At 60.9% G+C, this 26,523-nt stretch carries 29 protein-coding genes; 10 read left to right on the top strand and 19 right to left on the bottom strand.

The window, feature by feature from the left end:
• Window position 1: 1 nt before the first annotated feature.
• A complete protein-coding gene (locus ACX3P1_RS18100; protein WP_459081001.1) occupies window positions 2-694 on the top strand; it encodes a hypothetical protein in 693 nt (230 codons plus the stop codon).
• A gap of 45 nt (window positions 695-739) precedes the next feature.
• On the opposite strand, the gene ACX3P1_RS18105 is transcribed toward ACX3P1_RS18100, so the two are convergent.
• From ACX3P1_RS18105 to ACX3P1_RS18150, 10 genes are all read right to left on the bottom strand, one after another.
• Window positions 740-1,222, bottom strand: a complete 483-nt coding sequence (locus ACX3P1_RS18105) for a hypothetical protein (protein WP_459081002.1) — start codon at window positions 1,220-1,222, stop codon at window positions 740-742.
• A gap of 144 nt (window positions 1,223-1,366) precedes the next feature.
• On the bottom strand, window positions 1,367-1,654 hold the full coding sequence (locus ACX3P1_RS18110) for a DUF6074 family protein (protein ID WP_459081003.1): 288 nt from the start codon (window positions 1,652-1,654) through the stop codon (window positions 1,367-1,369).
• Complete coding sequence (locus ACX3P1_RS18115) at window positions 1,644-2,273, bottom strand: hypothetical protein (protein WP_459081004.1); 630 nt, start codon at window positions 2,271-2,273, stop codon at window positions 1,644-1,646. The genes ACX3P1_RS18110 and ACX3P1_RS18115 overlap by 11 nt, the downstream gene beginning before the upstream one ends.
• Window positions 2,270-2,512 (bottom strand): hypothetical protein, encoded by a 243-nt coding sequence (locus ACX3P1_RS18120; protein WP_459081005.1) that lies wholly within the window; start codon window positions 2,510-2,512, stop codon window positions 2,270-2,272. The genes ACX3P1_RS18115 and ACX3P1_RS18120 overlap by 4 nt, the downstream gene beginning before the upstream one ends.
• Window positions 2,512-2,730, bottom strand: coding sequence for a helix-turn-helix transcriptional regulator (locus ACX3P1_RS18125; protein WP_459081006.1), 219 nt, complete (start codon window positions 2,728-2,730; stop codon window positions 2,512-2,514). Before ACX3P1_RS18125 ends, ACX3P1_RS18120 begins: the two co-directional genes overlap by 1 nt.
• 72 nt (window positions 2,731-2,802) lie before the next feature.
• Window positions 2,803-3,579: a hypothetical protein gene (locus ACX3P1_RS18130; protein WP_459081007.1), complete on the bottom strand. Its 777-nt coding sequence runs from the start codon at window positions 3,577-3,579 to the stop codon at window positions 2,803-2,805.
• Window positions 3,576-4,850 (bottom strand): tyrosine-type recombinase/integrase, encoded by a 1,275-nt coding sequence (locus tag ACX3P1_RS18135; RefSeq protein ID WP_459081008.1) that lies wholly within the window; start codon window positions 4,848-4,850, stop codon window positions 3,576-3,578. Before ACX3P1_RS18135 ends, ACX3P1_RS18130 begins: the two co-directional genes overlap by 4 nt.
• A 408-nt stretch (window positions 4,851-5,258) precedes the next feature.
• A complete protein-coding gene (locus ACX3P1_RS18140; RefSeq protein WP_459081010.1) occupies window positions 5,259-5,549 on the bottom strand; it encodes a Dabb family protein in 291 nt (96 codons plus the stop codon).
• A gap of 232 nt (window positions 5,550-5,781) precedes the next feature.
• Window positions 5,782-5,910: a hypothetical protein gene (locus ACX3P1_RS18145; RefSeq protein ID WP_459081011.1), complete on the bottom strand. Its 129-nt coding sequence runs from the start codon at window positions 5,908-5,910 to the stop codon at window positions 5,782-5,784.
• Between the two features lie 112 nt (window positions 5,911-6,022).
• Entirely contained in the window at window positions 6,023-6,496 is a 474-nt protein-coding gene (locus ACX3P1_RS18150; RefSeq protein ID WP_459081012.1) for an Lrp/AsnC family transcriptional regulator, read from the bottom strand.
• A gap of 154 nt (window positions 6,497-6,650) precedes the next feature.
• Here ACX3P1_RS18150 and ald point away from each other — a divergent pair, with 154 nt between their 5' ends.
• Window positions 6,651-7,766 (top strand): alanine dehydrogenase, encoded by a 1,116-nt coding sequence (ald, locus tag ACX3P1_RS18155; protein WP_459081013.1) that lies wholly within the window; start codon window positions 6,651-6,653, stop codon window positions 7,764-7,766.
• A 243-nt stretch (window positions 7,767-8,009) separates the two neighbouring features.
• Here ald and ACX3P1_RS18160 read toward each other — a convergent pair whose 3' ends face one another.
• The 6 genes from ACX3P1_RS18160 to ACX3P1_RS18185 all read right to left on the bottom strand — a co-directional run bounded on the left by ACX3P1_RS18160 (window position 8,010) and on the right by ACX3P1_RS18185 (window position 13,502).
• The gene (locus ACX3P1_RS18160; protein WP_459081014.1) at window positions 8,010-8,567 is read right to left on the bottom strand and encodes an OmpA family protein; all 558 of its coding nucleotides are present in this window, start codon (window positions 8,565-8,567) and stop codon (window positions 8,010-8,012) included.
• A gap of 111 nt (window positions 8,568-8,678) precedes the next feature.
• Window positions 8,679-9,251, bottom strand: coding sequence for a GNAT family N-acetyltransferase (locus ACX3P1_RS18165; RefSeq protein WP_459081015.1), 573 nt, complete (start codon window positions 9,249-9,251; stop codon window positions 8,679-8,681).
• The gene (gene sseA, locus ACX3P1_RS18170) at window positions 9,248-10,099 is read right to left on the bottom strand and encodes a 3-mercaptopyruvate sulfurtransferase (RefSeq protein WP_459081016.1); all 852 of its coding nucleotides are present in this window, start codon (window positions 10,097-10,099) and stop codon (window positions 9,248-9,250) included. Before sseA ends, ACX3P1_RS18165 begins: the two co-directional genes overlap by 4 nt.
• A gap of 34 nt (window positions 10,100-10,133) precedes the next feature.
• Window positions 10,134-10,874: an alanyl-tRNA editing protein gene (locus tag ACX3P1_RS18175; protein ID WP_459081017.1), complete on the bottom strand. Its 741-nt coding sequence runs from the start codon at window positions 10,872-10,874 to the stop codon at window positions 10,134-10,136.
• A complete protein-coding gene (locus ACX3P1_RS18180) occupies window positions 10,874-11,908 on the bottom strand; it encodes a cysteine synthase A (RefSeq protein ID WP_459081018.1) in 1,035 nt (344 codons plus the stop codon). The genes ACX3P1_RS18175 and ACX3P1_RS18180 overlap by 1 nt, the downstream gene beginning before the upstream one ends.
• 217 nt (window positions 11,909-12,125) lie before the next feature.
• On the bottom strand, window positions 12,126-13,502 hold the full coding sequence (locus tag ACX3P1_RS18185) for a DEAD/DEAH box helicase (RefSeq protein WP_459081019.1): 1,377 nt from the start codon (window positions 13,500-13,502) through the stop codon (window positions 12,126-12,128).
• A gap of 380 nt (window positions 13,503-13,882) precedes the next feature.
• On the opposite strand from ACX3P1_RS18185, the gene ACX3P1_RS18190 reads away from it, so the two are divergent.
• Window positions 13,883-15,415, top strand: a complete 1,533-nt coding sequence (locus tag ACX3P1_RS18190; RefSeq protein WP_459081020.1) for an acyl-CoA carboxylase subunit beta — start codon at window positions 13,883-13,885, stop codon at window positions 15,413-15,415.
• Between the two features lie 113 nt (window positions 15,416-15,528).
• Here ACX3P1_RS18190 and ACX3P1_RS18195 read toward each other — a convergent pair whose 3' ends face one another.
• The gene (locus tag ACX3P1_RS18195; protein WP_459081021.1) at window positions 15,529-15,705 is read right to left on the bottom strand and encodes a hypothetical protein; all 177 of its coding nucleotides are present in this window, start codon (window positions 15,703-15,705) and stop codon (window positions 15,529-15,531) included.
• 229 nt (window positions 15,706-15,934) lie between these two features.
• Between ACX3P1_RS18195 and ACX3P1_RS18200 the strand changes: the two genes are divergently transcribed.
• Window positions 15,935-16,327, top strand: coding sequence for a hypothetical protein (locus tag ACX3P1_RS18200; protein ID WP_459081022.1), 393 nt, complete (start codon window positions 15,935-15,937; stop codon window positions 16,325-16,327).
• A 13-nt stretch (window positions 16,328-16,340) separates the two neighbouring features.
• Here the strand turns inward: ACX3P1_RS18200 and cckA are convergent, their stop codons facing one another.
• The gene (cckA, locus tag ACX3P1_RS18205; RefSeq protein ID WP_459081023.1) at window positions 16,341-18,923 is read right to left on the bottom strand and encodes a cell cycle histidine kinase CckA; all 2,583 of its coding nucleotides are present in this window, start codon (window positions 18,921-18,923) and stop codon (window positions 16,341-16,343) included.
• Between the two features lie 187 nt (window positions 18,924-19,110).
• On the opposite strand from cckA, the gene ACX3P1_RS18210 reads away from it, so the two are divergent.
• Window positions 19,111-19,806: a hypothetical protein gene (locus tag ACX3P1_RS18210; protein ID WP_459081024.1), complete on the top strand. Its 696-nt coding sequence runs from the start codon at window positions 19,111-19,113 to the stop codon at window positions 19,804-19,806.
• Window positions 19,807-19,861: 55 nt separating this feature from the next.
• Here the strand turns inward: ACX3P1_RS18210 and dksA are convergent, their stop codons facing one another.
• Window positions 19,862-20,278, bottom strand: a complete 417-nt coding sequence (gene dksA, locus ACX3P1_RS18215; RefSeq protein WP_459081025.1) for an RNA polymerase-binding protein DksA — start codon at window positions 20,276-20,278, stop codon at window positions 19,862-19,864.
• A gap of 257 nt (window positions 20,279-20,535) precedes the next feature.
• On the opposite strand from dksA, the gene ACX3P1_RS18220 reads away from it, so the two are divergent.
• The 5 genes from ACX3P1_RS18220 to ACX3P1_RS18240 all read left to right on the top strand — a co-directional run bounded on the left by ACX3P1_RS18220 (window position 20,536) and on the right by ACX3P1_RS18240 (window position 26,423).
• Window positions 20,536-21,039, top strand: coding sequence for a SixA phosphatase family protein (locus ACX3P1_RS18220; protein ID WP_459081026.1), 504 nt, complete (start codon window positions 20,536-20,538; stop codon window positions 21,037-21,039).
• 65 nt (window positions 21,040-21,104) lie between these two features.
• Complete coding sequence (locus ACX3P1_RS18225) at window positions 21,105-22,577, top strand: YcjX family GTP-binding protein (protein ID WP_459081027.1); 1,473 nt, start codon at window positions 21,105-21,107, stop codon at window positions 22,575-22,577.
• Entirely contained in the window at window positions 22,574-23,668 is a 1,095-nt protein-coding gene (locus tag ACX3P1_RS18230; protein ID WP_459081028.1) for a YcjF family protein, read from the top strand. The genes ACX3P1_RS18225 and ACX3P1_RS18230 overlap by 4 nt, the downstream gene beginning before the upstream one ends.
• Before the next feature lie 121 nt (window positions 23,669-23,789).
• The gene (locus ACX3P1_RS18235) at window positions 23,790-24,344 is read left to right on the top strand and encodes a hypothetical protein (protein WP_459081029.1); all 555 of its coding nucleotides are present in this window, start codon (window positions 23,790-23,792) and stop codon (window positions 24,342-24,344) included.
• A 240-nt stretch (window positions 24,345-24,584) separates the two neighbouring features.
• The gene (locus ACX3P1_RS18240) at window positions 24,585-26,423 is read left to right on the top strand and encodes a monovalent cation:proton antiporter-2 (CPA2) family protein (protein ID WP_459081030.1); all 1,839 of its coding nucleotides are present in this window, start codon (window positions 24,585-24,587) and stop codon (window positions 26,421-26,423) included.
• The last annotated feature ends 100 nt before the right edge of the window (window positions 26,424-26,523 follow it).

Genomic DNA, 26,523 nt, shown 5'->3' on the forward strand with positions numbered 1-26,523 from the left:
CATGAGCGCCTTCATGACTGTGAACTACGGCGACCGGATCGAGATGCTGACCGATGGTGCCGTTTACGAACCGGACGGCACGCTGCTCGATATCCGGGAAAAGGTCTATAGGCTGACCGCTGTCCCGGCCGCATTGACTTCGCGTGGCGAAATCGGTGCGCTGGATGCTGTCGGACTATACCTCGATACCGTGGCGATGGTTGCCGGCTTCGACGGTGCAATGGAGCGCCTGCCCTCGCTTATCGACAAGATGAAGGAATCTGGTGCTCCGGCATTTGAAGCCATCATCGCGGGCATCTCGGAACAGGATGGCCCGGTCGTGGCCTACTTCAGCACGGTAAAGGCTTACCCTGAGTTTGAGCCGTTCATGCTGTATCGCATCTACATGCCGGACTTCGGCGGCGGCGCGGAACTGACTCCGAAAGAAATGATCGCTGCCGGGTTGACGCCGGGTGACTTCAAGGACGGCCTTGCCGGGCGCGGTGCCGACGTGATGGAACTGATGCGCAAGAAGAAGGGCGGCAATCCGACCGCGCCCGACCTGCCGGAAATCCATGGCATCGGCGGGCATGTCGACCTCACGGTGATCCGCGCCGATGGTGTCACCACGACAAGGCTCAGGACGTGGCCGGATCAGATCGGGCAGAAGATCAATCCGTTCACAGATGCAGCGGCCATGGTAGCCGCCGCGTGATCTCGTATTTCGTATTTTGGGCGGCCGTGGCGATTGTCGCGGCCGTCACGCTGTCTTAGCGGTGCCTTCCTGCCAATCCTTCCGAGCGGCGGCGACAGCGGCTTCACGCGCGGCCGTGGCCTCGGCAATCATCTCGTCGTAGCTTTTGCCAAACGTGAGGTAGGCCAGAACGTTCAAGATCGGCGTCACGGCGTCGGTGATCGAAAAGCCGGGATCGTCCAGATCGATACCTGTCGCCGGGACAGGCTTGCCGTCTGGGCCGTCAACCTTCAGGCAGGCATCGAGGCAATGGCGCAAGACCTGGACGTCGCCATTGAGAAGCAGCCGCTCGACCGTGCCGAACCACGATTCGTCGGGCCGGGCCTTTGCCTCAGTCACTTCCTCGATCTTTCCGGCACCGGCCAATGTGCAGTGGATAAAGACGCCTTCACCGGCCTCAGGGAACGGGATACGGGTCATGCGCTGGTAGCGCTCCCGCTTTTCGGCGGCGGTGCGCGCCTCGCTGATCGTGTCGGGCGTGTCGGTCATTTCTTGATCCTTTCAAAAGGGTGTTTTTTGCGCCGGGGAAAATATCGGGCTCAGGCAGCGGGCCGCGCAGTGGCTCGCAAGAGGAGGTCAAGGGGATCATCCCCTTGCGGGGTGTGGGGCAGCGCCCCGCATTGCAACGTTGGATCACCGGGACGCTCGAAGGAGCCGGGAGGATAGGCATTCCGCGCGAACGGCCAGCGTGTAATCATGAATCTCGTGATCGGCACCAGTGCCGCGCAATCCTTCGGCTCGAAGCTCGCGTCGAAGTTCCTTGATATGAGCAATCCAGAACTTGCGGCCGGCACGCTCCTCGCGCGAAAGAAGATCGGCAGTAATCTTCCGGATCAGATCAGCGCGGCGGCAAAGCGGGAAGCGGTACACGGTCGCTGCCTTCCGTGCCTCTTTCGGAAAGGTGAAAAGATCAAGCTGCATCGCCGCCGCTCCTCTTCATGGGTTCTTCAAGAGTAACCGGTCCACAGTGGTCCGTATGATTTGGACCACTGTGGACCGTATGATTATCGGCTTCGGGTTGGGCGTCATCCAGACCACTGTGGTCCGTATGATCCTCGATCACCGGCAGGTCGATCGTGCCTTTCAGATCGACCGGCACACTCGGAATCAGTGTGCGAGTTTTGACCAATTTCCCGCTTCGATTCTTCCTAGATCCGTGTTTCACTCGAAGGATTCCGAGCGTTTCATATTGGCCGATGTCGCGCGAAACACTCTTCTCGGAACTGCCTGTGACAAACGCGAGAGTCGGGTCGGTCGGCCACATGGTCCCCGAATCGTTGTTGATGAAGCGCCACAGAACAGCCATCGTTCTGAAGCTAGCGCGGTTCTCGGCAATCACCCTCATCGCCAGCGCGTGCCAGGTCTCGAAATAGTCCCTCTGCTCTTTGAAGGTCTTCGGCCATCTGAAAGGCAGGCTGGCTACCTTCGGCAATTCGCGCCGTTGGCCTTTCTGCCATCCGTTCTCGGCTGCGTCGTCAGCGTCGGGGACAAACGTTCCAGCGCCGACCACGGCTTCCGGCTTCTTGAGCGGAGCATTCATGCAGTACCGCCTAACCTTGTTCCGGTCAGGAACGAGGTTGCCGCCCGCTGCCGGTTGGCCTCGCGGATCGCTTCGATGGCCTCCATCGTGGTCAGGCCGAAACGCTGGCGAAGCTCGGGAACGATCGCTTGGCCTGTGCGATCGGCGGCAACGAGCCAAACCGCTGCGGCGTCGATTGTTGCCGATGTTTCGTGGCAAAGGCCGGTCGTGCCGCCAATGGGAAGGTCGGGCGCGGTCATTAAGCGACCTCGCGAGCAGCCGCGGCCTTATCGAGGATGGCGATAAGCTCGCGCTTCAGCCACCTATTCGTACCCGCTCCGATTTTCAGCGGCTTCGGAAACCGCCCGGCATTGATGCCGCGCCACAGGGTCGAGCGATGTATCGGAGTATTTTCCCCGCCGATGATGTGGCAGGCCATGGTCTCATCGACCAAATCTGCAAGCGCTACTTGGTGCATCTCTGTTCCTCACGTTTCAATTTGACGTGAGGAACATCGTGCAGTTGCGGAAAGCCGTCACCGTGGACTTTTTCAGTCGAATGGAATGGGAAGCAGGTCCACCCTTTTGAAACGGCGACGCTCTTCCTCTCTCACACTTTCGGCGTCAGCCTCGCGGATCGCGGGGCGAATGCGTTTCACCACAAAATCGAGAACAGATTTCTTCGGAGGTCGCTGATCTCCAAGAGGCACAACGAGGCACGCGTCGATGAAGCGGAGCAACGGATTGTCGGGGTTTGGATCCTTCCGAGGCAACCCAAGCTGCTCGTCAACATGATCGTGCCAGATTTGGCAAAGGTCGTGTATCAGTTCCTGGAGATCGCTCGGCAAGTTTGCCGTGGTTTCAGGCGCCCGCGTCCAGTGGAGTTTCCAGCGCGCCTTGTCCCACGCGACTAAGTCCCAATATTGCGTTTCGACTTCCTTTCGGACGTTCCACAAGCTTCGCACGGTCCAATTGCTTTCCCGCTCGAAATAGCCTCCAGGCTCTCCCACATCAGGATTCTCGCCCTTGCCGGATAACCATGCAAAGGCGCTAGCCTCGTCATGGAACGGGGCATAGCCATCGTCAGGGTCGAAAGTCCATTCGTCAGTGATGATCGCAGCAAGCGCCCGATCCAGATTTTCGATTACGCCGCTAAGGCGGGTGCTCTCGCGCCCGAAAGTCTCATCCCAATTCTCAAGGTAGCGGCCAAGCGACTCCCTGACCAGATCGCAAATGGTGACTTCGGCAGTCCTGGTCAGTGTTGCCACCTTGCCCGCATGGCATAAAAAGCTCTCAGGATCGAACGGTGCGTGTGCGGGGCGGGTCATGTCGCGGCCTCGCGCCGCAGCGGAACAACGTTGGTCTTCCCCGCGATAATGCCCGCAAGCCTGTCCGCCCAAAGTTCCAGCGCCTCCCGCTTCTCTCTCGCATAGTCGTACCGAGCATAGACGCGGCTGGTGATGCTGGCCTTGGTTGAAGAGACGTGGTTCAGCACATGCCCGATGATGAACGGCGAAATACCAATTTCCTCCATATGGGTTGCGGCCGTGCGGCGAAGATCGTGCGGCGTCCAAGGCGTAATGCCCATGATGGTTGCCGCCCCGCGCTTAATCACTTCCTCGCGTTTGACTGCCTTCGGGACCGACGCGCCGGTGACGGCGGCACGGCTTCCGGGTCCTGGGAAAATGAAAGGCGTTGCCGTTCTGTCCTTTCGATCGTCCAGCGCCTCGATGGCGGCAAGCTGTTCGCGAAGAATGGCAACTGCCATGTCGGACAGCGGCACAACATGCTCGCGCTTGTTCTTCGATCTTGCTGGAGGGATCGTCCATAGACGCTGATCGAAGTCGATTTCGTCGCGCACCATGCCGGCAACTTCCCCGACGCGCTGCCCGGTGACAAGGCAAAGGCGAAGAATGCGCCGGGTTGATTCGCGCATATCGGCGTCGGGCAACGCCTTCCACATGGTTTTGATTTCATCGGCAGAAAGAACGCGGTCGCGCTCGGTCGTCTCCGTCGGCCGCTTCATGCCTTCGACAAGGTTTTCGTCAAGGTCGCCGCGCCCGCGCGCCCAACGAACCATCGCCCGCATATCCTCAAATATCCGGTTTGCCTCGACATGCGCGCCCCTGTCCTTCACGGCGTCTATGCAACGGGTCAGGTCGCGGCGGTGCAATTCGGACAGTTTGATTGTGCCGATAGCCTCGGAAACATTCTTACGCAGACGGCGGGCGATCTCATCGCCGGAGCGCTTGGTCGAGGCGTGGCGGGCGATATAGTTATCCACCATGTCGGAAACGGTCTGCGAAGCGGCCAGCTCCTTTTTTTCGACAATAGGGTCGGTGCCCTCCCCAATGTCGCCGCGCGCGTCCCTCGCCTTCTCTCGTGCCTTTCCCAGCTTCATTTCGGGATAGCGCCCCAGCTTCATGCGCGCGCGTTTGCCGTCGCCGGGCTTCGTATAGACAAGGTTCCAGGATCGGGTGCCGGCTGGCGAAACTCGAAGGCAAAGGCCCTTTGTGTTCACGTCGAAATAGTCGGTTTGCTTGCCGTCAATCGGCTTCGCAGACAGGCAAAAGCGGTCGGTCAATTCGATGGTCGGCATGCCCCGTACCTTTTTCCAGAAAACCGGTCGTGGGACCGGTTTCTCCAATTAGGTACGGAAATAGGTACGCCAGAACTTGCGCTTTGTCGATACAGATTGCGACGAACCGAAACACCATGAAGTGGAAATCTCCTTGATACGCAAGGGGTGCGGCGCTTCACGCTGTCGCACGGTGACGCCAAACATTGCGCCGACAAGCCTCTGTTAACCGGTTGGTCGCTGGTTCGAATCCGGCCCGGGGAGCCAGTTTTTTCAAATATTTAGCGAAAACTCGGATTGCGGAACGGTCTGATCGGCCTTCGGCCATCAGAACGCGCGATAGCGGCTCGTTTTTGGCGAGGCGACGCGCTGCGGATTGATCAACCGAATCTCGGCAGCTCGCACGCCTGCGGCGCGCGGCGCGGCGAATCAGATGTCGGCCTTGATGTCGGCTGAAAACCGCAGCTCGCGCATCGGCTTAACCTTTGCAGTCGTGTCGGCATAAAGGGGATGCGCCTTGAAAGCGGCAAGCGCGGCCTCGTCCTCGAATTCGGCATAGACGACGAGGTCAATCTGATCGCAGAAAGGGTCTACCTTGGTGTTGTAGGCAACATCGAAGTGGCTCGAATGTGGAATCTTGCCCAGCGACATCAGGCCGGATCGTACCGCCTCGATTTCATCTTTCCGTTTCACGCTGAAGAAAACGATGTGGCGAATCAATGCAGTCTCCTTTGCCAGAGCATCGGGTCGAAAAACGGTTGCCGACTTCCGGATTATTCCGCCGCTCAATCAAAATGTCTGAGCGTCCTTTGCGCCCAGTTGGACGCACGGCGCTCAAACTGGCGCGTGACGGAAATCCGATGAGCAGGAGGTCTTTTGTTTCAGCAATCCCGCCACGTCAATCGGCAGGATGTCGCGCCGGCAACGCCCACGCTTCAAGAGGCAATCGCGTTCAACCGGTGACGGAATGGACGACAGCCGTAACTCCCTTGACCGATTGATCAAGGTAGCGGCCACCATTGTACAGCCCGTCCCAGATGATGAACGCCGCGATGCTGGCGATGATGATGACATAGCGCATGGCCGATCATGCCATGCCTGTCGGGTTTGTCATAGGCGATCGACGCCCGCGGACCGTGTGCCCCCAGGAATTTTAACGTACAGGGCGTCGAAACGGAACTGGCGGCAAAAAATTACGCCATTTCCGACTTCAGCCCCATGGCCGTCCGATCGACGATCTCGCGCAAAGCGAAGGACGAGTTGATCTTGGTGACATGCGGCATAGCCGACAGCCATTCCTTGTGGATGCGTTCGTAGTCGGCGAGATCCCGCGACGCGATACGCAGCACATAGTCGTATTCGCCCGACATGAGATGACACGACAGCACGTTGGGGCATCGCTTGATCGCCGCTTCGAAATCCGACAGCGTTTTTTCGAACTGGCCCGACAGCGATATGTGGACGATCGCCGTCATCTGATGACCAAGTGCGGCGTTCGACAGGCGGGCATGATAGCCGCGGATGGCACCGGATTTTTCCAGATTGTCCAGCCGTCGCGAACAGGCGGACTGCGACAGGCCGACCTTCTCGGCAAGCGCTGCGTTGGGCATGCGCCCATCCTTCTGAAGAGCATCCAAAATGGCGATATCGATCCTATCGAATGACATTCTTCGCGCTTTCTTCCAAAAAATGATGGTTCTGCGCAAATATTACCGATTGAAATCGCGCTCTACAAGCGCATTCGCAAATACATGCGGCGGAAATCGTGGTTGACTTCGTCGGTCGGGAACATGGCCATTCAGCCAACAGGAGAACACCGCAATGCGTGTCGGTTGCCCCAAGGAAATCAAGAATCATGAATACCGCGTCGGGCTGACACCCGGCTCCGTCCGCGAATATGTGGCGCATGGCCACGACGTGCTGGTGGAGGCGGGCTTGGGCGAAGGGATCGGCGCAGACGACAACGCCTATCGCGCCGCCGGCGCGACGATTGCCAAGACTGCTGCGGACGTGTTCGCCAAATCGGACATGATCGTCAAGGTCAAGGAGCCGCAACCCGGCGAATGGGGGCAGCTTCGCGAAGGCCAGATCCTCTACACCTACCTCCACCTTGCGCCGGACCCGGAGCAGACCAAAGGCCTGCTTGGATCGGGCGTTACGGCGATAGCCTACGAAACCGTGACCGACGACCGGGGCGGCCTGCCGCTGCTGGCGCCGATGTCCGAAGTTGCCGGACGCCTGTCGATCCAGGCCGGTGCGACCGCTTTGCAGAAGGCCAATGGCGGGCGCGGCCTGCTTCTCGGCGGCGTGCCGGGCGTGCTTCCCGGCAAGGTTACCGTTCTCGGCGGTGGCGTCGTTGGCCTGCATGCGGCCCGCATGGCGGTCGGGCTCGGTGCGGACGTCAGCATCATCGACCGGTCCATTCCGCGCCTGCGCCAGTTGGACGATCTCTTCAACGGGCGTGTTCACACCCGCTACTCGACGGTCGAAGCCCTGGAGGAAGAATGCTTCTCGGCCGATGTCGTCATCGGCGCGGTGCTCATTCCAGGGGCAACGGCTCCCAAGCTCGTTACCCGAGAAATGCTGTCCGGCATGAAGAAAGGTGCTGTGCTTGTCGATGTCGCCATCGACCAGGGCGGCTGTTTCGAGACCTCGCATGCCACGACCCATGCCGATCCGACCTATGTGGTCGATGGCGTCATCCATTATTGCGTCGCCAACATGCCCGGTGCCGTCCCGGTCACTTCGGCGCATGCGCTGAACAATGCGACGCTGCATTACGGCCTGCAACTCGCCGACAAAGGCCTGAAGGCATTGGTGGACGACCATCATTTGCGCAACGGGCTCAATGTCCACAAGGGCAAGATCACCAATCGCGCGGTCGCCGATGCGCTGGGGTACGAGTTGACGGAGCCCAAGACAGTGTTGGCGGCCTGAAAGGCTGCCCTGCCCTACGCGAGTTTTCGAGCGTCGGTTTGAATGGGGTTTTGATAACAAAAAAGCGGGGCAAAAACCCCGCTTCCTCGTCTGTCGCGACCTGCCGCCGGTACATCCGCGGTCGGTAAATCGTTCGACATGTGCCTGATACCGCGCCTGTGCGACGGCTTCATGACGATATTCATCTATAGTGCGCGACCTTGGTTAATGAATGGTTAACCAAGGTCGCGGCGCTCGAAAAGCTTAGCGGATGAATTCGTCGAAGCGGCGCAGCGTCACGCGGCGATTCTGCCAGTTCTCGTTTTGCGTCGGCACCAGCAAAAACTCTTCGCCATAGCCGACCGTCTCGAGCGAACGGCTGGGAACGCGGAATTCGCGGACCAAAGTCCGCTTCAAAGAGGCCGCCCGCTGCTCCGACAGTGCCTGATTGGCGCCGAACGAACCGATCGCGTCGGTGTGGCCTTCGATCAGCACGCGCGCACGCGGCTGCCGGCGCAGGATACGGCGCAGGCCGTCCGCGATATTCTCGACCTTGTCATACTGCGAACGCGGGATATCAGCGGAACCGAAGGCAAAGTTGATCGACTGGATTTCGATGGCGGGGGCGGCACGGCGAAGATCGGGCCTGCGCTTGAATTCCTGCACCGTGACGCGCTGGTTCTTGTTCAAGCGCATGCGGGGCGCGGCCTCAAGCTGGCGTTCGATCTGCGCGCCGGAGGGCGTTCTTGCCTGAGCCAAAGCAAGGCTCGGCATGGCCAATGCGCCAATCAGTGCGACGGCGAAGGTACGGCGGGTGATCATGGGGGAAGGCTCCTGTCGGCGGATTGATGTTGAGCGCACCATGCCAAAACGAAGCTGAAGGTTAAGTGAATGAGACGTTCAGGCTGACGGACTGGATCGTCGCCAAAGATTTCAGGGGCGCATCACGCTCGCCTGGCGCTCGCTGAAGGGCATCGGGCGAATGATCTCCTTCTTTTGCGCCACCGGCTGGAAACCAAGCTTTTGATAAAGCGGAAGGGCTGCCGGATGATCGAGCGTGCAGGTCTGCACCGTCACGCGCTTCGGGCCGTGCGACCAACAGGCTTCGATGGCCGCCCCCAGAAACCAGCGCCCCAGCCCCAGCCCCGTCGCGTGCTCCATCATGCCGAAATACGCCAGGTCCGCCTCGTCCGGCAAGTTCGGCCGGACGTCGAAAAAGCCGGCCGGCGCGCCATCAAGGTAGAGGATGCGGATGTCACGATCTTCTCGGTGCAGGCTGGCGGATAGTTCTTCATCGTTCAACCGCAACACGTTGACCCAGTGCCATTTGCGGCCGACCCGGTCCGTCAGATAGCGGTAGAAGTGCAAGGGAATATCCCGCGTCTTCAAAAGCGCGATCTGGCGATTATACGGCAAGGAGGGATAGTGCGGCGGCGGCGCAGCCATTTCGAGGAACGTGACCGTGACCTCGATGTCGTTTGCGGCACCGTTTTCCGACATGGTCATGCTTTGCCAGCGACCACCGGCGTGTCGCTCAAGCCGCCCCACTCCGTCCATGAGCCGTCGTAGAGCCGGTTGTCGGTATGGCCGAGCGTCTCCAGTGCCAGTGTGATCGCAGCAGCGGTGATGCCGGACCCGCAGGACGTAACGACCGGTCTGGACAGATCGATGCCCGCATCCGCGACAACCTTGCGAAGCCGGTCCTTCGACAAAAACGTGCCGTTCTCGGAAAGTACAGATGCCGGTACGTTCCTCGCGCCTGGCATATGGCCGGAACGGACGCCTGCCCTCGGCTCCGGTTCGCTGCCGGTAAACCGTCCGGGACCGCGCGCGTCCGCGATCTGGCTCTCGTCAGAGCCAACGATGCGGCGCATATCGGCAAGGCTCGCGACCCGTTTGGCGTCGAAATCGGCGTGAAAAATGCCCGGCGCGATCTTGGTCAGTTCCGCCGTTACATGCCGGCCGGCGGTCTTCCAGCCGTCGAAGCCGCCGTCGAGCACATAGACCTGGAAAACACCCATGACCCTGAACATCCACCACGCACGCGGCGCGGAGAAGAAACCCGGCCCGTCATAGACGACGATCGTGTCGTCGGCGGATATGCCCATCGTGCCCACATATTGCGCAAAAGCCTGCGGCGACGGCAGCGTATGCGGCAGCGGCGACTGCTGATCCGAGATCAGGTCGTGGTCGAAGAATACCGCGCCCAGAATATGGGCGGCTTCATATTCGGCGCGCGCGTCGCGATTTTGCGCCGGCAAGTACCAGGAAGCGTCGACGATCGTCAGGCCGGGTTGGCCGATCTTTTCCTGCAGCCAGTCGGCATCGACGATGAAGGGGCTGTCTTCGGCCATGTTTTTCTCCCTGAATTCAATGGGGATGCTGCGGTCAGACCGCAGGCGCTGGTCCGAACCTTATACGAAAACGCCGGTTCTCGCGGCCTTTCTTTTCGATCTTGCCGATATGGATTTCGCCAACCTCGCTTGTGCTTTTCACATGGGTGCCGCCGCAGGGCTGGCTGTCGATGCTGGCGTTATCGCCGATGCAGACGAGGCGTATCTGGCCGGTTCCCGTCGGCGGGCGCACGTTCTTGGATTTCACCAGCGTCGGGTTGGCGGCCAGTTCATCCTCGGTGATCAGCCGGATGAAGATCGGGTGATCGGCATGCACCAGTTCCATCATCTTGGCGGTCACCTCTTCCTTGGTGACGACGTCCGGCATGTCGAAATCGACGCGCGAATCGTCTTCGGCGACGGACGCGCCGGTGATCGGCGACGGGCAGACCACGGAAAGCAGGTGGCAAGCCACATGCATGCGCATCAGCAGATGCCGCCGCTCCCAGTCGATGACCAGCTTCAACTGCTCGCCAACGCCCGGTACGGGCTGCTCAAGCGCTGGAACGTGGATGATTTCTTCCTTCGTCTCACCGGTGATGGTCGTGGCGATGGCGATACGGATGCCGTCCGCCCGCTCCAGAAAACCGGCATCCCCCGGTTGCCCGCCCGACGTGGCATAGAAAATCGTCCGGTCGAGGATGATGCCGCCGCGCTCGTTGACGGCGACGACCGTGGCCTCCGCCTCTTTCAGGTAAGAATCATCGCGGAACAGCGTTTTGGTCTTATGCGCCATTATGCGACCGCTTCGTAGGGAACCGAGATTTCGCTTTTCTGCGCCATCCACTCGGGAATCGGCAGATTCTTGGTTCGCAGGAACTCCGGATTGAACAGCTTCGACTGGTAGCGCGTGCCGAAGTCGCAAAGCACGGTGACGATGGTGTGACCCGGCCCCAATTCGCGCGCCAGCCGGATGGCGCCGGCGATGTTGATGCCGGTCGAACCGCCGACGCACAGGCCCTCTTCCTGGATCAGGTCGAAGATGATCGGCAGCGCTTCCTCGTCCGGTATCTGGAAGGAAAAGTCCGGAGAAAACCCTTCGAGATTGGCGGTGATACGCCCCTGTCCGATGCCCTCGGTGATCGAACTGCCCTCGGATTTCAATTCGCCATTGGTGTAGAAATTATAGAGCGCTGCACCCAGCGGGTCGGCCAGCGCGACCTTCACATCCTTGCTGTGGGCGCGAAGTCCGGCGGCAATGCCGGCCAGCGTTCCACCCGAACCGACCGCTGAAACGAATCCGTCCACCTTGCCGCCGGTCTGCTCCCAGATTTCCTGTGCGGTCGTCTGGATATGGCCGTCGCGGTTGGCGACATTATCGAACTGGTTGGCCCAGATCGCGCCGTTTGGTTCCGTCTTGGCCATCTGGGCAGCCAGCCGGCCCGACAGTTTCACGTAGTTGTTCGGGTTCTTGTAGGCGACGGCGGGCACCTCGATCAATTCGGCACCGAGTATCTTGATGGTGTCTTTCTTTTCCTGGCTTTGCGTCTCGGGGATGACGATGACGGTGCGGTATCCCAGCGCCTTTGCCACTAGCGTCAGGCCGATGCCGGTATTGCCGGCCGTGCCCTCGACGATGACGCCGCCTGGCTTCAGCAGGCCGCGCTTTTCGGCATCGCGGATGATGAACAGGCCGGCCCGATCCTTGACCGACTGGCCCGGATTCATGAACTCGGCCTTCCCGAGGATCTCGCAGCCTGTTTCTTCCGACGCGCGCTTCAGCTTGATCAGTGGCGTATTGCCGATTGCGTCGATTACCGAACCAACCATGAGACTATCCTTCCAGTTTTCGGAAGGACCGTAGAAACGTCGAGGCGGCGTTTCAAGGCAGGAAATTGCCTGGACCAGCCGCATTTGGGACAAGCGGTTGCGGTTCCCGGCGCAAAACCGGATTGATCTTGCGTCTGTCAAAAGAAAAACGGCCGAGGCATTTAGCTCCGGCCGTTCCAATCGCGATTGAGAACCTGAAATAAATCAGGCCAAGAAATTATGCAGCGCGCGCCGCAGGGCGCTTGCCGCCAAAACGGCGCTTGTTGTTGCCCTTTGCGCCGTCCGGCTTGCCGCCGAAATGCTTCTTGGCGGGGCCATTCTGGTTGGCGCCGCCCGGACGCTTGACGCGGCGCGGGTCGACATATTCGCGCTCGTATTTTTCGGCCGGGTTACGCACCGGGTCGGGGCTGGCAAGGTGATCCGCGATGATCGGCAGCTTGGCGCGGATGATGCGCTCGACCTGGCGAAGCTTGGCGTTTTCCGTCGGATCACACAGCGTGATGGCGATGCCGTCCTTACCGTTACGGCCGGTACGGCCGATGCGGTGGACATAGCTTTCCGCTTCGTCCGGCAGGTCGAAATTGACCACATGGCTGATGCCGGGCACGTCGATGCCGCGCGCGGCGATGTCGGTCGCCACCAGGATGCGCACCGAACCTTCGCGAAAATCGTTCAATGCCTTCTGGCGGGCGTTCTGCGACTTGTTGCCGTGGATCACGGCGGCCTTGAAGCCATCGCGCTCCAGATCCTTGGTGACGCGGTCCGCGCCGTGCTTGGTGCGCGAGAAGATGATGACGGACTTCATCGCCTCGTCGGCCAGCATGGTCGACAGAATCTGCCGCTTCTGCTTGGTGCGGGCAATGACGACGCCCTGCACGATCTCGGCGACCGTCGTGCTCTGCGGCGAAACCTCGACGCGGATAGGGTTCTTCAGCAGGCCCTTGGCCAGTTCGGCGATCTCGTCGGGCATGGTGGCCGAGAAAAGCGCGGTCTGACGGTCCGGTGCGGTCGCACGGGCGATGCGCTTGACGTCGTTGATGAAGCCCATGTCGAGCATGCGGTCGCCTTCGTCGAGCACCAGCCATTTGGTGTCGGCAAGCACGAGGTCGCCCTCGCGAACGAGATCGGTCAGCCGGCCGGGCGTTGCGACCAGCACGTCGATACCGGGCGCGATCTTCTTGACCTGGCTGAAGCGCGAAACGCCGCCAAGCACTAGCGCCGTCGAGACATGCGCGCCTTTGGCGAGAATCTTGATGGTGTCCTCGATCTGCACGGCCAATTCACGCGTCGGCGCAAGAATAAGCGCACGGCAGGTTTTTGGGCGGCGCTTGGTGCCAAGCGCCATGATCTTGGTCAGGATCGGCAGCGCGAAGGCGGCCGTCTTGCCGGAACCGGTCTGAGCGATGCCGAAAATATCGCGGCCTGCCAGCTGCGGCGGGATCGCCTGGACCTGGATCGGCTTCGGCTCGGCGTAGCCAGCGCCATGGGTGGCCTTGAGCAGCACGCCCGAAATTCCGAGCGCTGCGAAACCGGTAAGCTGGTCCGTATTTTGTTCAGCGGAAACAATCTGCTCCGCGGTGTTTTGAATATTCAAAATTGTCTTCTTTCATACGGCCCAGTGGCCGCAAACATCTGGCGGCAGGGCGCAACCTGCCGTCGAAAAATTGTAAGGAAACGACAAGGCGGCAGGCATAATGCCCGCGCGGCTGCGCTGTCGTGCCCGCAGGCATCTTGCCTATGGGGCTTTTTCACCACATTCCGTTGTCGGAAGGGGAAAACAGACGCAACCAGTCTCACTTGTAGAGAAGGCCGGCAATTCCGGCCCAAGCGCCTATGACGCCGCATATGGGCTGGTTCGCCGGAAAAAGCAAGGGATATTATGTTGCGTTGCAACATCGCGCGCGCAACGCGCCGCTTGCACTAGTCTGCCCGCATAAGTACCAAAGGGAAAATCCTGCCTTTTGGGGACATTGCATGAAAGACGTGCTGAAAGAACTCGAACGCCGCCGCGAAAGCGCGCGAGCCGGCGGTGGCCAGGGCCGCATCGATGCCCAGCACAAGAAAGGCAAGCTGACGGCGCGTGAACGGATCGAGATTTTTCTGGACGAGGGCTCGTTCGAGGAATTCGACATGTTCGTCGAACATCGCTCCACCGATTTCGGCATGGATAGCCAAAAGATCGCCGGCGACGGCGTCGTGACCGGATGGGGCACGATCAATGGCCGCCCGGTCTATCTGTTCGCCAAGGATTTCACCGTGTTCGGCGGGTCGTTGTCGGAAGCGCATGCCGAAAAGGTGCAGAAGGTGCAGGACATGGCGCTGCGCAACCGCGCGCCGATCATCGGGCTTTACGATGCGGGCGGCGCGCGCATCCAGGAAGGCGTGGCCGCGCTTGGCGGCTATGCCGAGATATTTCAGCGCAATGTGCTCGCATCCGGCGTCATTCCGCAGATTTCCGTCATCATGGGGCCGTGTGCTGGCGGCGACGTCTATTCGCCGGCGATGACCGACTTCATCTTCATGGTGCGCGATACGTCCTACATGTTCGTGACGGGGCCGGATGTGGTCAAAACCGTCACCAACGAGACGGTAACGGCCGAGAGCCTTGGCGGTGCCTCGGTCCACACGACGAAGTCCTCGATTGCCGATGGCGCTTACGACAACGACGTCGAGACGCTGCTGCAGATGCGGCGGTTGGTCGATTTCCTGCCCGCCTCCAACACGGCGGAAATTCCGGAAATCGAGTGCTACCAGTCGGTGACCGATGACGATCTTTCGCTCGACCGGCTGATTCCCGACAACGCCAACAAGCCCTACGACATCAAGGAACTGATCCTCAAAACCTGCGACGAGAGCGATTTCTTCGAAATCCAGCAGGCGTTCGCAAAAAACATCGTCACCGGCTTTGGCCGCGTCGAGGGGCGCACGGTCGGTTTCGTCGCCAACCAGCCGATGGTTCTGGCAGGCGTGCTGGACAGCGACGCCTCGCGCAAGGCGGCCCGTTTCGTGCGGTTTTGCGATTGCTTCAACATCCCGCTCGTTACCTTTGTCGACGTTCCGGGCTTTCTGCCGGGCACGAGCCAGGAATATGGCGGATTGATCAAGCACGGCGCGAAGCTGCTGTTCGCCTATGGTGAGGCGACAGTTCCGAAAATTACAATCATCACCCGCAAGGCCTATGGCGGCGCTTATGACGTGATGGCCTCAAAGCATCTGCGCGGCGACATGAACTATGCCTGGCCGACGGCACAGATCGCGGTGATGGGGGCCAAGGGCGCGGTCGAGATCATCTATCGCAAAGATATCGGCGACGCGGAAAAGATCGCTGCGCATACAAAGGCTTACGAGGATCGCTTCCTGTCGCCTTTCGTTGCCGCGGAACGCGGTTATATCGATGAAGTGATCATGCCGCATTCCACGCGCCGCCGTGTGGCGCGCGCGCTGCGCATGCTGCGCAACAAGGATTTGCAGAACCCCTGGAAGAAGCACGACAACATCCCGCTGTGACAGGTGATTTATTCCCGTAGCTGCTGCAACAGTTCTGCGGTCAGGGCGCAAAACCCTGGCGGAATAATCTCCAACCGCCGGGCTGCTACCAGAAAGCCGCTCCCTGCCTGGCCTCAAGCCGCCATGACGATTTCGTTGTAGGCGTCGAGGTCGACGTAGAAGACGCGGATAATTTCCGAAATCAGCTCGTCGTCGTCATATCCTTGGGACCTCAGGATGTTGACCGCAGTTAGTATGTCGACGCGCTCTGTAAGCCGCCGCTTCTGGTAGTCCTCGATAAAACGTTCCAACGGTAAGCCCCTCCCCGATTGTCAACGCACCACCAACGCTCAACTTCACGAGAGAGACGCTAAGGGGATTTGCTTGCGCGGAACTTGCCGGTTTCGCCGAAGCTTCCCAACGCTCTGTTCGGTTCCAACTGACGCGGAAGTGGCCGACTCACCGAGGCCGCAGAAAGCATACCATCGAGGCGTTTCACGTTATACGATGAAGACGCCCTTGGTTTTTCGGAGGCTGCAAATGGCATTCTGGCGGCCCATTGTTCTCGGAGCGGCGTTACTCACGGCTGTGAATGGCGCGAAAGCCGCAATCGCCGACGGCAAGCTGCCGGATGGCTCTTACCATTGCGAAGTCTTCCTGCTCGGCATGTTCCTTCATCTCGGCGACATAAGCATCAAGGGACACGTCTATGGCGAGCCGTTGCTGCTCGGCAGCGCCCGACAGCATTATAATTACCAGTTGAACCCGAGCGGAGAGATCGCCTGGCTCGGCCCGCTTGGCGGCTATACGGCGGGCGGCAACAGCGTGTCCTTGACGCAGGTGACCGCAGACGGCGACAAGGATGCATCGTTCGACATCATCATGCGGCAACCCGGCGGGGCCTTTACGGCCTCGACCTGCACCATCCGCTGACCGAACGAAACGATCAGGATTCCAGCACGTCCTTCACCACGGTTGCCAACTGTTTTAGCGAGAACGGCTTCGGCAGGAAGCCGAATTGCGCGTCGGCCGGCAGGTTTTTGGCAAAAGCGTCCTCGGCGTAGCCGGACACGAAAACGAACTTGATGTCGGGTTGCAGCTTGCGCAATTCAACAAGCAGCGTCGGCCCGTCCATCTCGGGCATGACCACGTCAGAAACGACGATGTCGACCTTGCCGCCAAGCTCGGCGAACACTTCCAGGGCTTCGACGCCCGACGAAGCTTCATGAACGGTGTAGCCCCGTGAGGTCAGTGCGCGCATGCCGCCCATGCGCACGGCGTCCTCGTCCTCGACCAGCAGGACGGTTGCGGACCCCGACAAATCCTTTGCCGCATCCGGCGCTTTCGGCGCTGGCGCCGGCTCATGGCCGGCCGGCAGGGCCCCTGTAGTGGGAGCCTTGACCGCCTCCGCGATATGGCGGGGTAGGAAAATGCGAAACACCGTTCCCTTGCCGATTTCGGAATCGCAATAAATGAAGCCGCCGGTCTGCTTGATGATGCCGTACACCATCGACAGGCCGAGGCCGGTGCCTTTGCCGACCTCCTTGGTCGTGAAAAACGGCTCGAATATCTTCTTTAAAACGTCTGGCGCGATACCGCTGCCGGTATCCTCGGTCTCCACCAGCACATAATCGGCCGGAGCCAATTCGCGATAGCCGAAGGCGCCGCATTCCGCTGCCTCAACGTTGCGCGTGCGAACGGTCAGTTCACCGCCATCGGGCATCGCATCACGCGCATTGACGGTCAGGTTGACGATGACCTGCTCGAACTGCCCAAGGTCGACCTTGACCGGCCACAGGTCGCGGCCGTGGTCCACCTTGAGCTTGATGCCATTGCCGACCAGGCGGGCCAGAAGCATCCGCAGATCGGCCAGGACGTCGGTAAGGTTCAAGACTTCCGGCCGCAGGGTCTGCTTGCGCGAGAAGGCCAGCAATTGCCGGACCAGCGATGCCGCCCGGTTGGCATTCTGCTTGATGTTCATGATGTCGGGGAAAGAAGGGTCCGACGGGCGGTGGTTCGTCAGCAGCAGATCCGACGCCATGATGATGGCCGTCAGCACATTGTTGAAGTCATGGGCGATGCCGCCCGCGAGTTGCCCCACGGCCTGCATCTTCTGGCTTTGGGCCATTTGCCCCTCAAGCGCCTTCTGCTCGGTCGTTTCGACGGCATAGACGATCGCCGCCTCTTCCGCACTTTCGGCACCGTCCGCGACCGCGTTCACGTAGAAACGGATGTGGCGTTCTTCATTGCCGGGCAGCACCGTGTCGATGGGCGCGATGTCCGCCTGACGCTGCCGTGCCCGCTCGAACGCCGCGGCGAAACCTGAACGGTCGCGCTCGTGAATGACGGTATCCAGCCGGACGCGGCGGTCGAGCGCGTCACGGTCGACCACGGACGAGAACAGAGAAAGAAACGGTGCGTTGGTCCGCACGATACGCCCGGCCTGGTCGACGCCGGCGATGGCCATGGGCGTCGAATTGAAGAAGCGCGTAAAACGAACTTCCGAGGCGCGGAGATCGGCCGATGCATCCTCGCCCTGGGTCCGGTTGAGCACGATGGTCCGGGTCGGGCCGCTAAGCCCTTCGCGACTGGCGGAAACGCGGTGCATGAAGCGCACGGGAAGCACCTCGCCGCCCATCGTCGTCAGGTCGAGGTCGATGACGGCGTTGCGGGTCGTGCCGGGGTCGGCCTTGACCGAGCGGACCAGCGCCATGCCATCTCCGGCAACGATTTCCGACAGGGTGATGGAGCCCGGCGTAAAGCTGGCGAGATCGATGCCCAGCCATTCCGCCAGGGTGGCGTTGATATAGGTGACGCGCGTTTCCTGATCCGCCGAAAAGAACCCGGCAGGCGCATGATCGAGATGATCGATGGCCTTCTGCAAATCGAGAAAGAACCGCTCCTGCTCGGCCCGTTCGCGCGAGATGTCGCCCAGTTCCCACGCCAGTAGCGGCTGGCGCTGGCCGGGAACGTTGAAGGTGCGGGCACGGACCCTGTACCAGCAGGCGCCGGCGTCCGCGCCGGGGCGGATCGACTGGGCCAGGCGAAACTCGCCGTCGCCTGCCTGTCCGTCGCGTACGCCTGAAGCCAGCCGGTTGATGGTCGCGGATGCTTCGGGCACGTCGGCCAGCAAGTCCTCGACGGTCCTCAGGTCCGCGGCCGAAGCGGCACCCGTCATGTCCGCATAGGCGCGGTTGGCATAGGACACGCGCCCCTTGGTGTCCGCGACGAGCAACCCTTGAGCCATCGAATCGACGAAAGCCTTCGACAGTTCGTCGCTGGTTGAGCGCGGCGTGATCTGCACAAAGCCGATCGCCGTGGCGAACAGGAAGCCGACGCCGATCATGGCCAGGACGCCGAGCATCCCCAGCAGGAACGGATCGCCAAGGCGTTCGCGAAAAAGACCGAAAACGATAGCGGCACCGGTGAGGACGGCTATGAAGATGATCAACCGCGTAATCGCCCCTGGGCGAGTATCCTGGTTGACGATCGGAACGGGATAGAAATCGCCCCGCGCTTCCTTGGCCATGTGCCCCCTGCCTACGATTCCCGTATGTCGGTCGCTTGAATCATATTCTCCTGGCCCCGAAAAGGCCCAGCCTTGCAAATGCCAGCGAAAAACAACGCGCACACCCCTATCACGCAATAAGAAAGGCAGCTTGCGAAATCCGGACGCAACGGTCTAGTGTCCCACGAGGGAAATTGCGGGGTAAACGATGCTGGATTGGCTGGATGGCATTGCCGGACCGGGCTATGTGCGGGCGCTGTTGTGGACGCTTCTGGCGCTTGTTCTCCTGGTTGTCGTGCTCGCCGCCGTGAAACTCATACGCAGCATGACCTTTGGCACATTTGTTGCCGGCGGCAGAAATCGCAAGACGAGGCTGGCCGTCATGGATGCGACGCCCGTCGACAGCCATCGGCGCCTGGTCCTGATTCGCCGCGACGACATCGAGCATCTGCTGTTGATCGGTGGGCCGACGGATGTGGTGGTCGAGCGCGATATCCGCCTGGTCGCGCAGCGGCGACCTGCCTTGACCGGAGATGCCGGACACCAGCCTGCTCCCGCTCAACGGCCGCAACCCCAGCAAGGCGTGGTGCATCATGCTCGCCCGCAGCCGCCCGCACCCGCGCACCCCGGCAAGCCGCATGAGCCTGCAAAATTGGCCATCGCGCCCAAATTGCCGCCGGTATCGATCAGTTCTTCGCCGCTCTATCCGACCGTCAAGGCGCTCGCGCTGAAGCAGAAGCCACAGCCGCCAAGCGATATTGACGACGATTTCCTGGACGAACTGGACGTTTCCCTGGATGATTTCGCTATCGACCCGCCGGCAGCGCCTGCTTCGAAAGCTTCACCGTCCCTGGACGACGAGATGACGAAGCTCCTGGGCGAATTAACCCACCACAAGAAATAACTGCGCTTGAAATGGCCAAGCCGGCCATCGGCATCTTGCAGGCCCCGGCTCGGGGTCAATCGTCGCGATAAACCTTTTCGCGGCGCTCGTGGCGCTCCTGTGCCTCGATGGACAAGGTAGCGATAGGCCGCGCGTCGAGACGCTTCAGCGCGATCGGCTCGCCTGTTTCCTCACAGTAGCCGTAGGTACCTTCTTCGAGGCGCTGAAGGGCGGAATCGATCTTGGCGATCAGCTTGCGCTGGCGGTCCCGCGCACGCAACTCGATGGCCCGGTCGGTTTCGGACGAGGCGCGGTCGGCGAGGTCGGGATGATTGGCGTTTTCCTGCTGGAGAATTTCGAGTGTTTCCCGCGCTTCGCGGAAAATATCGGTCTTCCAGGTAAGAAGCTTCTGGCGGAAATATGACTTCTGCCGTTCATTCATGAACGGCTCGTCTTCGGTAGGTACGTAATCGGTTGCAACGACTTCGTTCATTCGACTCACCCGACGACCCTGAATTGGCGCCTATATATTCGTCGGTCGATGGCTGCACAAGAGCAAACAAAACTCTGTTCACGCAATTGTTAAGAATGAAATGCCGCGTGAACCGGATTCGCCTGGCTCTTCCATCGGATGGCTGATTCCGTTTTGATTCAATCCGCTAGGTGTTTAGGCCGACAGTTGCGAAAAAACGCACCAGCCGCTAAATCTGGGTGGTCGGCAGCGAAATCGCGCAGGATGCGGAGAGGCAGATGAACAGGCTCTATCTGCTGAGACATGCCAAAGCCGGCTGGGCGCTGCCCGGCGTCCGCGATTTCGATCGGCCGCTCGATACTTCCGGGATCGAGGATGCGGAAGCTCTCGGCCTCGCCATGCGGGCGGCCCACTACGTGCCGGACCTCACTCTTTGCTCCAATGCACGGCGTGCGCGCGAGACCCTCGAAGGGATCGCCGCCCACACGGACACCGGCCGCGTCGTTTTCACGGACGCGCTCTATAGCGAGGATGCCGCCGGCTACCTGGCCATCATCAAGGAAAACGGCGCGCGCGGTTCGCTGCTGCTCATTGGTCACAATCCCATGATGGAAGATCTCGTCATGGCAATCTCCGGCGACGGCGATGCAAAGGCGCGCCATACGCTGGACCGGGGCTTTCCCACTTCCGGCCTTGCGGTGGTTAGCTTCAACGGCTGCCTCGGCAGCGTGGCTCCCGGAACGGGCTATCTGGAGTCCTTCCTGTCGCCCGCCGATCTTTAGGCCGTAGCCACTACAAAGCCCGTTCGCAGCGCCTATATCGGAATCTGGAGCCGCAGGGGCACAGCTTGGCATCATCGTTGACGGGTATTGCAGACGAGGCGAGGATCGCGCTCGATACGCTGGCGGGCCGCGCAGCGGGGCTGTTTGCTCCGTCGTTGAGGCTTGGCGTTACCGGGCTGTCGCGCTCCGGCAAGACGGTGTTCATTTCCGCGCTGGTGCATAATCTCGTTCATGGCGGCCGCCTGCCGATGTTCGAGGCGCAAAAATCCGGTCGAATCGCTCGCGCCTTCCTCGAAGAGCAGCCGGACGATGCCGTACCGCGTTTCCAGTACGAGGATCATATCGCCGCCCTTGTGGACGATCGCATCTGGCCTGAATCCACCCGCGCAATTTCCGAGTTGCGGCTGACCATCGAGTATGAATCGGCTTCCGGCTGGAATCGCATGTTCTCGGCGGGCAAGCTGTCGCTCGATATCGTCGACTATCCGGGCGAATGGCTGCTGGACCTGCCACTTCTTGGAAAATCCTTCGCCGATTTCTCTCGCGAAGCCTTTGAAATGGCGGCGCTGCCGGTACGGGCCGATCTTTCGCAGGAATGGCAGGCATTGTCTGCCACGGTCGACCCGAACGGCAATGCCGACGAGATGATCGCGCGCCAGTTGGCCGAAAGTTTTGCCCGCTACCTCAAGGCCTGCAAGCACGACGACCGCGCATTGTCGACGCTGCCGCCCGGCCGTTTCCTGATGCCGGGCGACCTCGAAGGTTCGCCCGTGCTGACTTTCGCGCCGCTGCCCAACCTGGGCGAAGAACGACCGCGCGCGGGTTCGCTGCACGCGATGCTCGAGCGGCGCTACGAGGCCTACAAGACGCATGTGGTGAAGCCGTTCTTTCGGGAGCATGTGGCCCGCCTCGACCGTCAGATCGTGCTGATCGATGCGTTGCAGGCGTTGAATGCCGGGCCGGGCGCGGTCGCCGACCTCGAGCGCGCGGTGACCGAAATTCTCGCCTGTTTTCGCATCGGCCGCGGCAACTTCTTGACCGACCTCTATTCGCGCCGGATCGACCGCATCCTGCTGGCCGCGACCAAGGCCGACCATCTGCACCACGAAAGCCATGATCGTTTGCAGGCAATCGTTCGGCGTCTGGCGGACCGCGCCATTGCGAGGGCGGATTTTACGGGTGCTGAGGTCGATGTCGTTGCCATGGCGGCCGTGCGAGCGACCCGTGAAGGCACCGTCAGGCACGAGCGGGAAACGCTGCCGGTCATCATCGGTACGCCGCTGGCAGGAGAACGGATCGGCGACGAGACTTTCGACGGCAACACCGAAACAGCGATTTTTCCGGGCGACCTACCGGAAAAGCCGGTGCAGATGTTCAATACGCCCAGCGCGGGAGGGGCAGGCGATAACCCTACGATCCGTTTCGTTCGCTTTCGGCCGCCCAGGCTTGAGCGAACAGCCGAAGGCCTCACCCTGTCGCTGCCGCATATACGGCTGGACCGGGCCATGCAGTTCCTGATTGGAGATCGACTGGCATGAGCGCACCACGCAAGCCGGCCGCCTTTCGCCTGGAACCGGAAGCGACTCCTGCCGACGAAACACCGCCGGCACAGCCCAATCGGACCGAGACGGTCGCGCGAAAGCCCCGCGCCTTGCCGCCGCAAGCTGGCGTGGTCATTCCGGCCGACATCGACGTGTTCGATATTCCGGACAATGCGACCGCCGAGCCACCGCCGGCCATCGCGCCGAAAAAAAGATCGTTGCTCGGCCGGATTTTTGTCGGCGCTTTCGGCGTGCTGGTTTCACTGGCCGTCGGCTTGTGGGTCGATGGTCTGATTCGCAATTTGTTTTCGCACGCCCCCTGGCTAGGCTGGGTGGCCGCCGGCGTCGCGGGCGTCGCTGCCATCGCGCTCCTGATTATCCTGATCCGCGAATTCATGGCGATCGCGCGGCTGGCCGAAGTGGAAAAACTGCAAAGGCGCGCGCTGGCAGCCATCGCCTCGGATGACCCCCGCGCGGCAAAGTCCGTGGTTGACGAATTGTCGGCTTTCGTCGCCGGCAAGCCGGAAACCGCAGCTGGCCGACGCGCGATGGCCGACCTCAAGGACGAGATCATCGACGGCGCGAACCTGGTGCGGCTGGCCGAAGCCGAAATATTGGGGCCGCTCGATGCCCGCGCAAAGGTCATGATCCTCGATGCCGCCAAGCGGGTGTCGCTGGTAACGGCGGTCAGCCCGCGCGCCTTGGTCGATGTCGCCTATGTCGTGTTCGAGGCGGGGCGGCTGATTCGCCGCCTGTCGGAGCTTTACGGCGGCAGGCCCGGCACGCTGGGCTTCTTTCGGCTGGCGCGTTCCGTTCTGGCGCATCTGGCCGTGACCGGTTCGATTGCCATCGGCGACGGTTTCGTGCAGCAAATCGTCGGTCACGGTCTGGCGGCACGCCTTTCCGCCAAGCTTGGCGAGGGTGTCGTCAACGGCATGATGACGGCGCGAATCGGCATTGCCGCCATGGAGACGGCAAGGCCCCTGCCCTTCAGCGCGGTCAAGCGGCCGGGCATGGGCGATTTCCTCGCCGCCTTGACCAGTTTTGCCACTGCAAAGGCACGGCAGCCAGCCGATCCGGAGCGATGATCGCACCGTTATTCTGGGCATAAAAGCGTGCGGAATTTCCGGCGAGTGACGAAGCATTAACCAATTTTCTTCATGGTTCGGCCAGTATCGAACACAGTAAAACTGTTGCCGGGTGTCGTTGATGAAAAGCGCAATCGTGTCTGCCGTGCTGCCTGTTGCGCTGGCCCTGTCCACGACAGCCGTGCTGGTTGAAACCGCAGCCGGCGCCGAGCGGGACAAGCAGTTTTTCCAGTCGATCGAGGGCCAATGGGCCGGGCCGGGCGAAATCGTTGCCGGCAAGTACAAGGGCACCAAGTTCACCTGCAATTTCACCGGCAGCACCCCCGACAGCAAGCTCGGCATGACGCTTGACGGCGGTTGCCGCGTCGGCGTGTTTACGCAGAAAATGTCGGCGAAAATCGAACATGCGGGGCGCGCCGGCTACAAGGGCAGTTTCATGGGCGGATCGTCCGGCAACGGCCTCGATGTCATTTCCGGCAACGTTGTCGATGCCCGCAAGGTCGTCTTCGCCATCAACCGCAAACAGTTGAACGGCGTGATGCAGGCGCGGCTTCCCGACGATGGCTCCATGATCGTCACCGTATCCGTGCGTGTCGCCAAGCAGATGATCCCGGTGATCGGCATGAACCTGAAGCGGCTGGACATGACCGAAGTCGGTTCCATCGCCCCGAACTGATTTTTTCTCCGATGTGACGGCGGCCCGGCACGACAAGCCCGCTCGCCAATTCCCCCTGTTCTATCGACGCAGCAGCCACTATCTTTGCGGTCCAAGAGCATCGGACCGAAAAGTGGTTACCGGTTTTCGGATTGTTCCGATGCTCAATCAAAGTGTTAGAGCGTCCTTTGTGCGTCCAATTGGACGCACGGCGCTCTAAACGGTCGATTGCATCGGCCCGGCAGATCGGAACAGGCACGCATGGCGCTAGACGCAACAAGCAGCGAACTCGTCCGAGTGGTGGCCCTGCTTGCCGCAGGCGTTGTCGCCGTCCCCATTTTCAAGCGTGCGGGGCTCGGCTCCATTCTTGGCTATCTCGCCGCGGGCGTGGTTATCGGCCCGTTCGGCCTTGCAATCTTTGCTGATCCGGCCACCACCCTGCATGTCGCCGAACTCGGCGTGGTCATGTTCCTGTTCATTATCGGCCTGGAAATGCAGCCGTCGCGGCTATGGGGGCTGCGGCGTGAAATCTTCGGGCTGGGTGCGCTGCAGGTCGGCGTTTGCGCGCTTCTCCTGACCGGCGTCGGCTGGCTGGGCGGATTTCCCATCGCCCAATCCTTCATTGCAGGCGCCGGTTTCGTTTTGACCTCGACGGCAATCGTGATGCAGATCGTCGAAGAACGCGGCGAACTCGGAGCACCCAAGGGCCAGCGCATCATATCTATCCTTCTTCTGGAGGATCTGGCGATCGTTCCGCTTTTGGCGCTGGTTGCGTTTCTTGCACCGGGCGGCGCGGAAACCAGCCTGTCGGAAAGGTTTTGGGAAGTCGGCATCGGGCTTGCCGCGATAACGGCGCTGGTTGTTGCCGGCCGCTATCTGCTGAACCCGTTCTTCCGCATCCTTGCCGATTCACATGCGCGCGAAGTCATGACTGCAGCGGCCCTGCTTGTCGTGCTGGGCTCGGCGCTGGTCATGCAAATCAGCGGCCTTTCCATGGCTATGGGCGCATTCCTGGCCGGTGTGTTGTTGTCGGAATCGACATTTCGCCACCAACTGGAAGCCGATATCGAGCCGTTCAGAGGCGTGTTGCTCGGTATCTTCTTCATGGCGGTCGGAATGTCCCTCGATCTTCTGGTGGTTGCCCATAACTGGCTGATCGTCTGCATCTATGTCGTCGCCTATATGACGATCAAGGGGCTCGGCATCTACGGCGTCGCCCGTCTCTTGAAGACAGGCCACAAGGAAGCGGTCGGCCGCGCCGTCGTCATGGCGCAGGGCGGTGAATTTGCCTTTGTCCTTTACTCGGCCGCAGCCTCGGTTGGCCTCATCGACAGCCAGGCCAATGCCATGCTGACGGCCATCGTCATCATTTCCATGGTCCTTACGCCGCTTGCCATGATCGGGCTGCGCTACCTGACGCCTCGTGACGAGCAGTCGCTCGAGGGCGTCGACATTGCTGCGGATTTGACCGGAAGCGTGCTGGTTATCGGTTTCGGCCGCTTCGGCCAGATCGCCAGCCAGCCGCTGCTGCTGCGGGGCGTCGACGTTTCGATCATCGACAACGACGTCGAGATGATTCAGGCCGCCGCCGATTTCGGCTTCAAGATTTATTATGGCGACGGCACGCGGCTGGACATTCTGCATGCCGCAGGCGCTGGCCGTGCGCGCGCCGTCCTCATCTGCGTCGACAAGGCGGATGTTGCGGTGCGCATAGCGGAGTTGATCAAGGCGGAGTTTCCCTTCGTCACGCTTTTTGCGCGCGCCTATGATCGCGGCACCGCATTGCAACTGATCCATCTCGGTGTCGACTATCAACTGCGCGAAACGTTCGAATCGGCGCTTGTGTTTGGCGGCTCGACGCTGGAGGCACTGGGGGTCGATCCCGAAATCGTGGCTGAAGTGATCGAGGATGTCCGTCGCCGCGATGCCGCCCGGCTCGATACGCAAATCACCGGCGACATTCATGACGGCCGCAATTTCCTGAAAGGCAATATTGCTACGCCGGTGCCGGCACCGGTTGCGCCGCCGCGCCGCCCGGCCCTGCCGCTCAGCGAAGAAACCGCCGGCGTTCTCGGCAAGCCCACCCAGGCCGACCGATAGATCCTGACGACAGTCCGCTGCCGGTCACAGTTGCGCGACTTTCCTCACCCGCAGCTTCGGCGGCAATCATTTGGATTGACACGCAAAGGGTCGGTTCTAT

Source organism: Mesorhizobium sp. A623 (assembly GCF_054489405.1).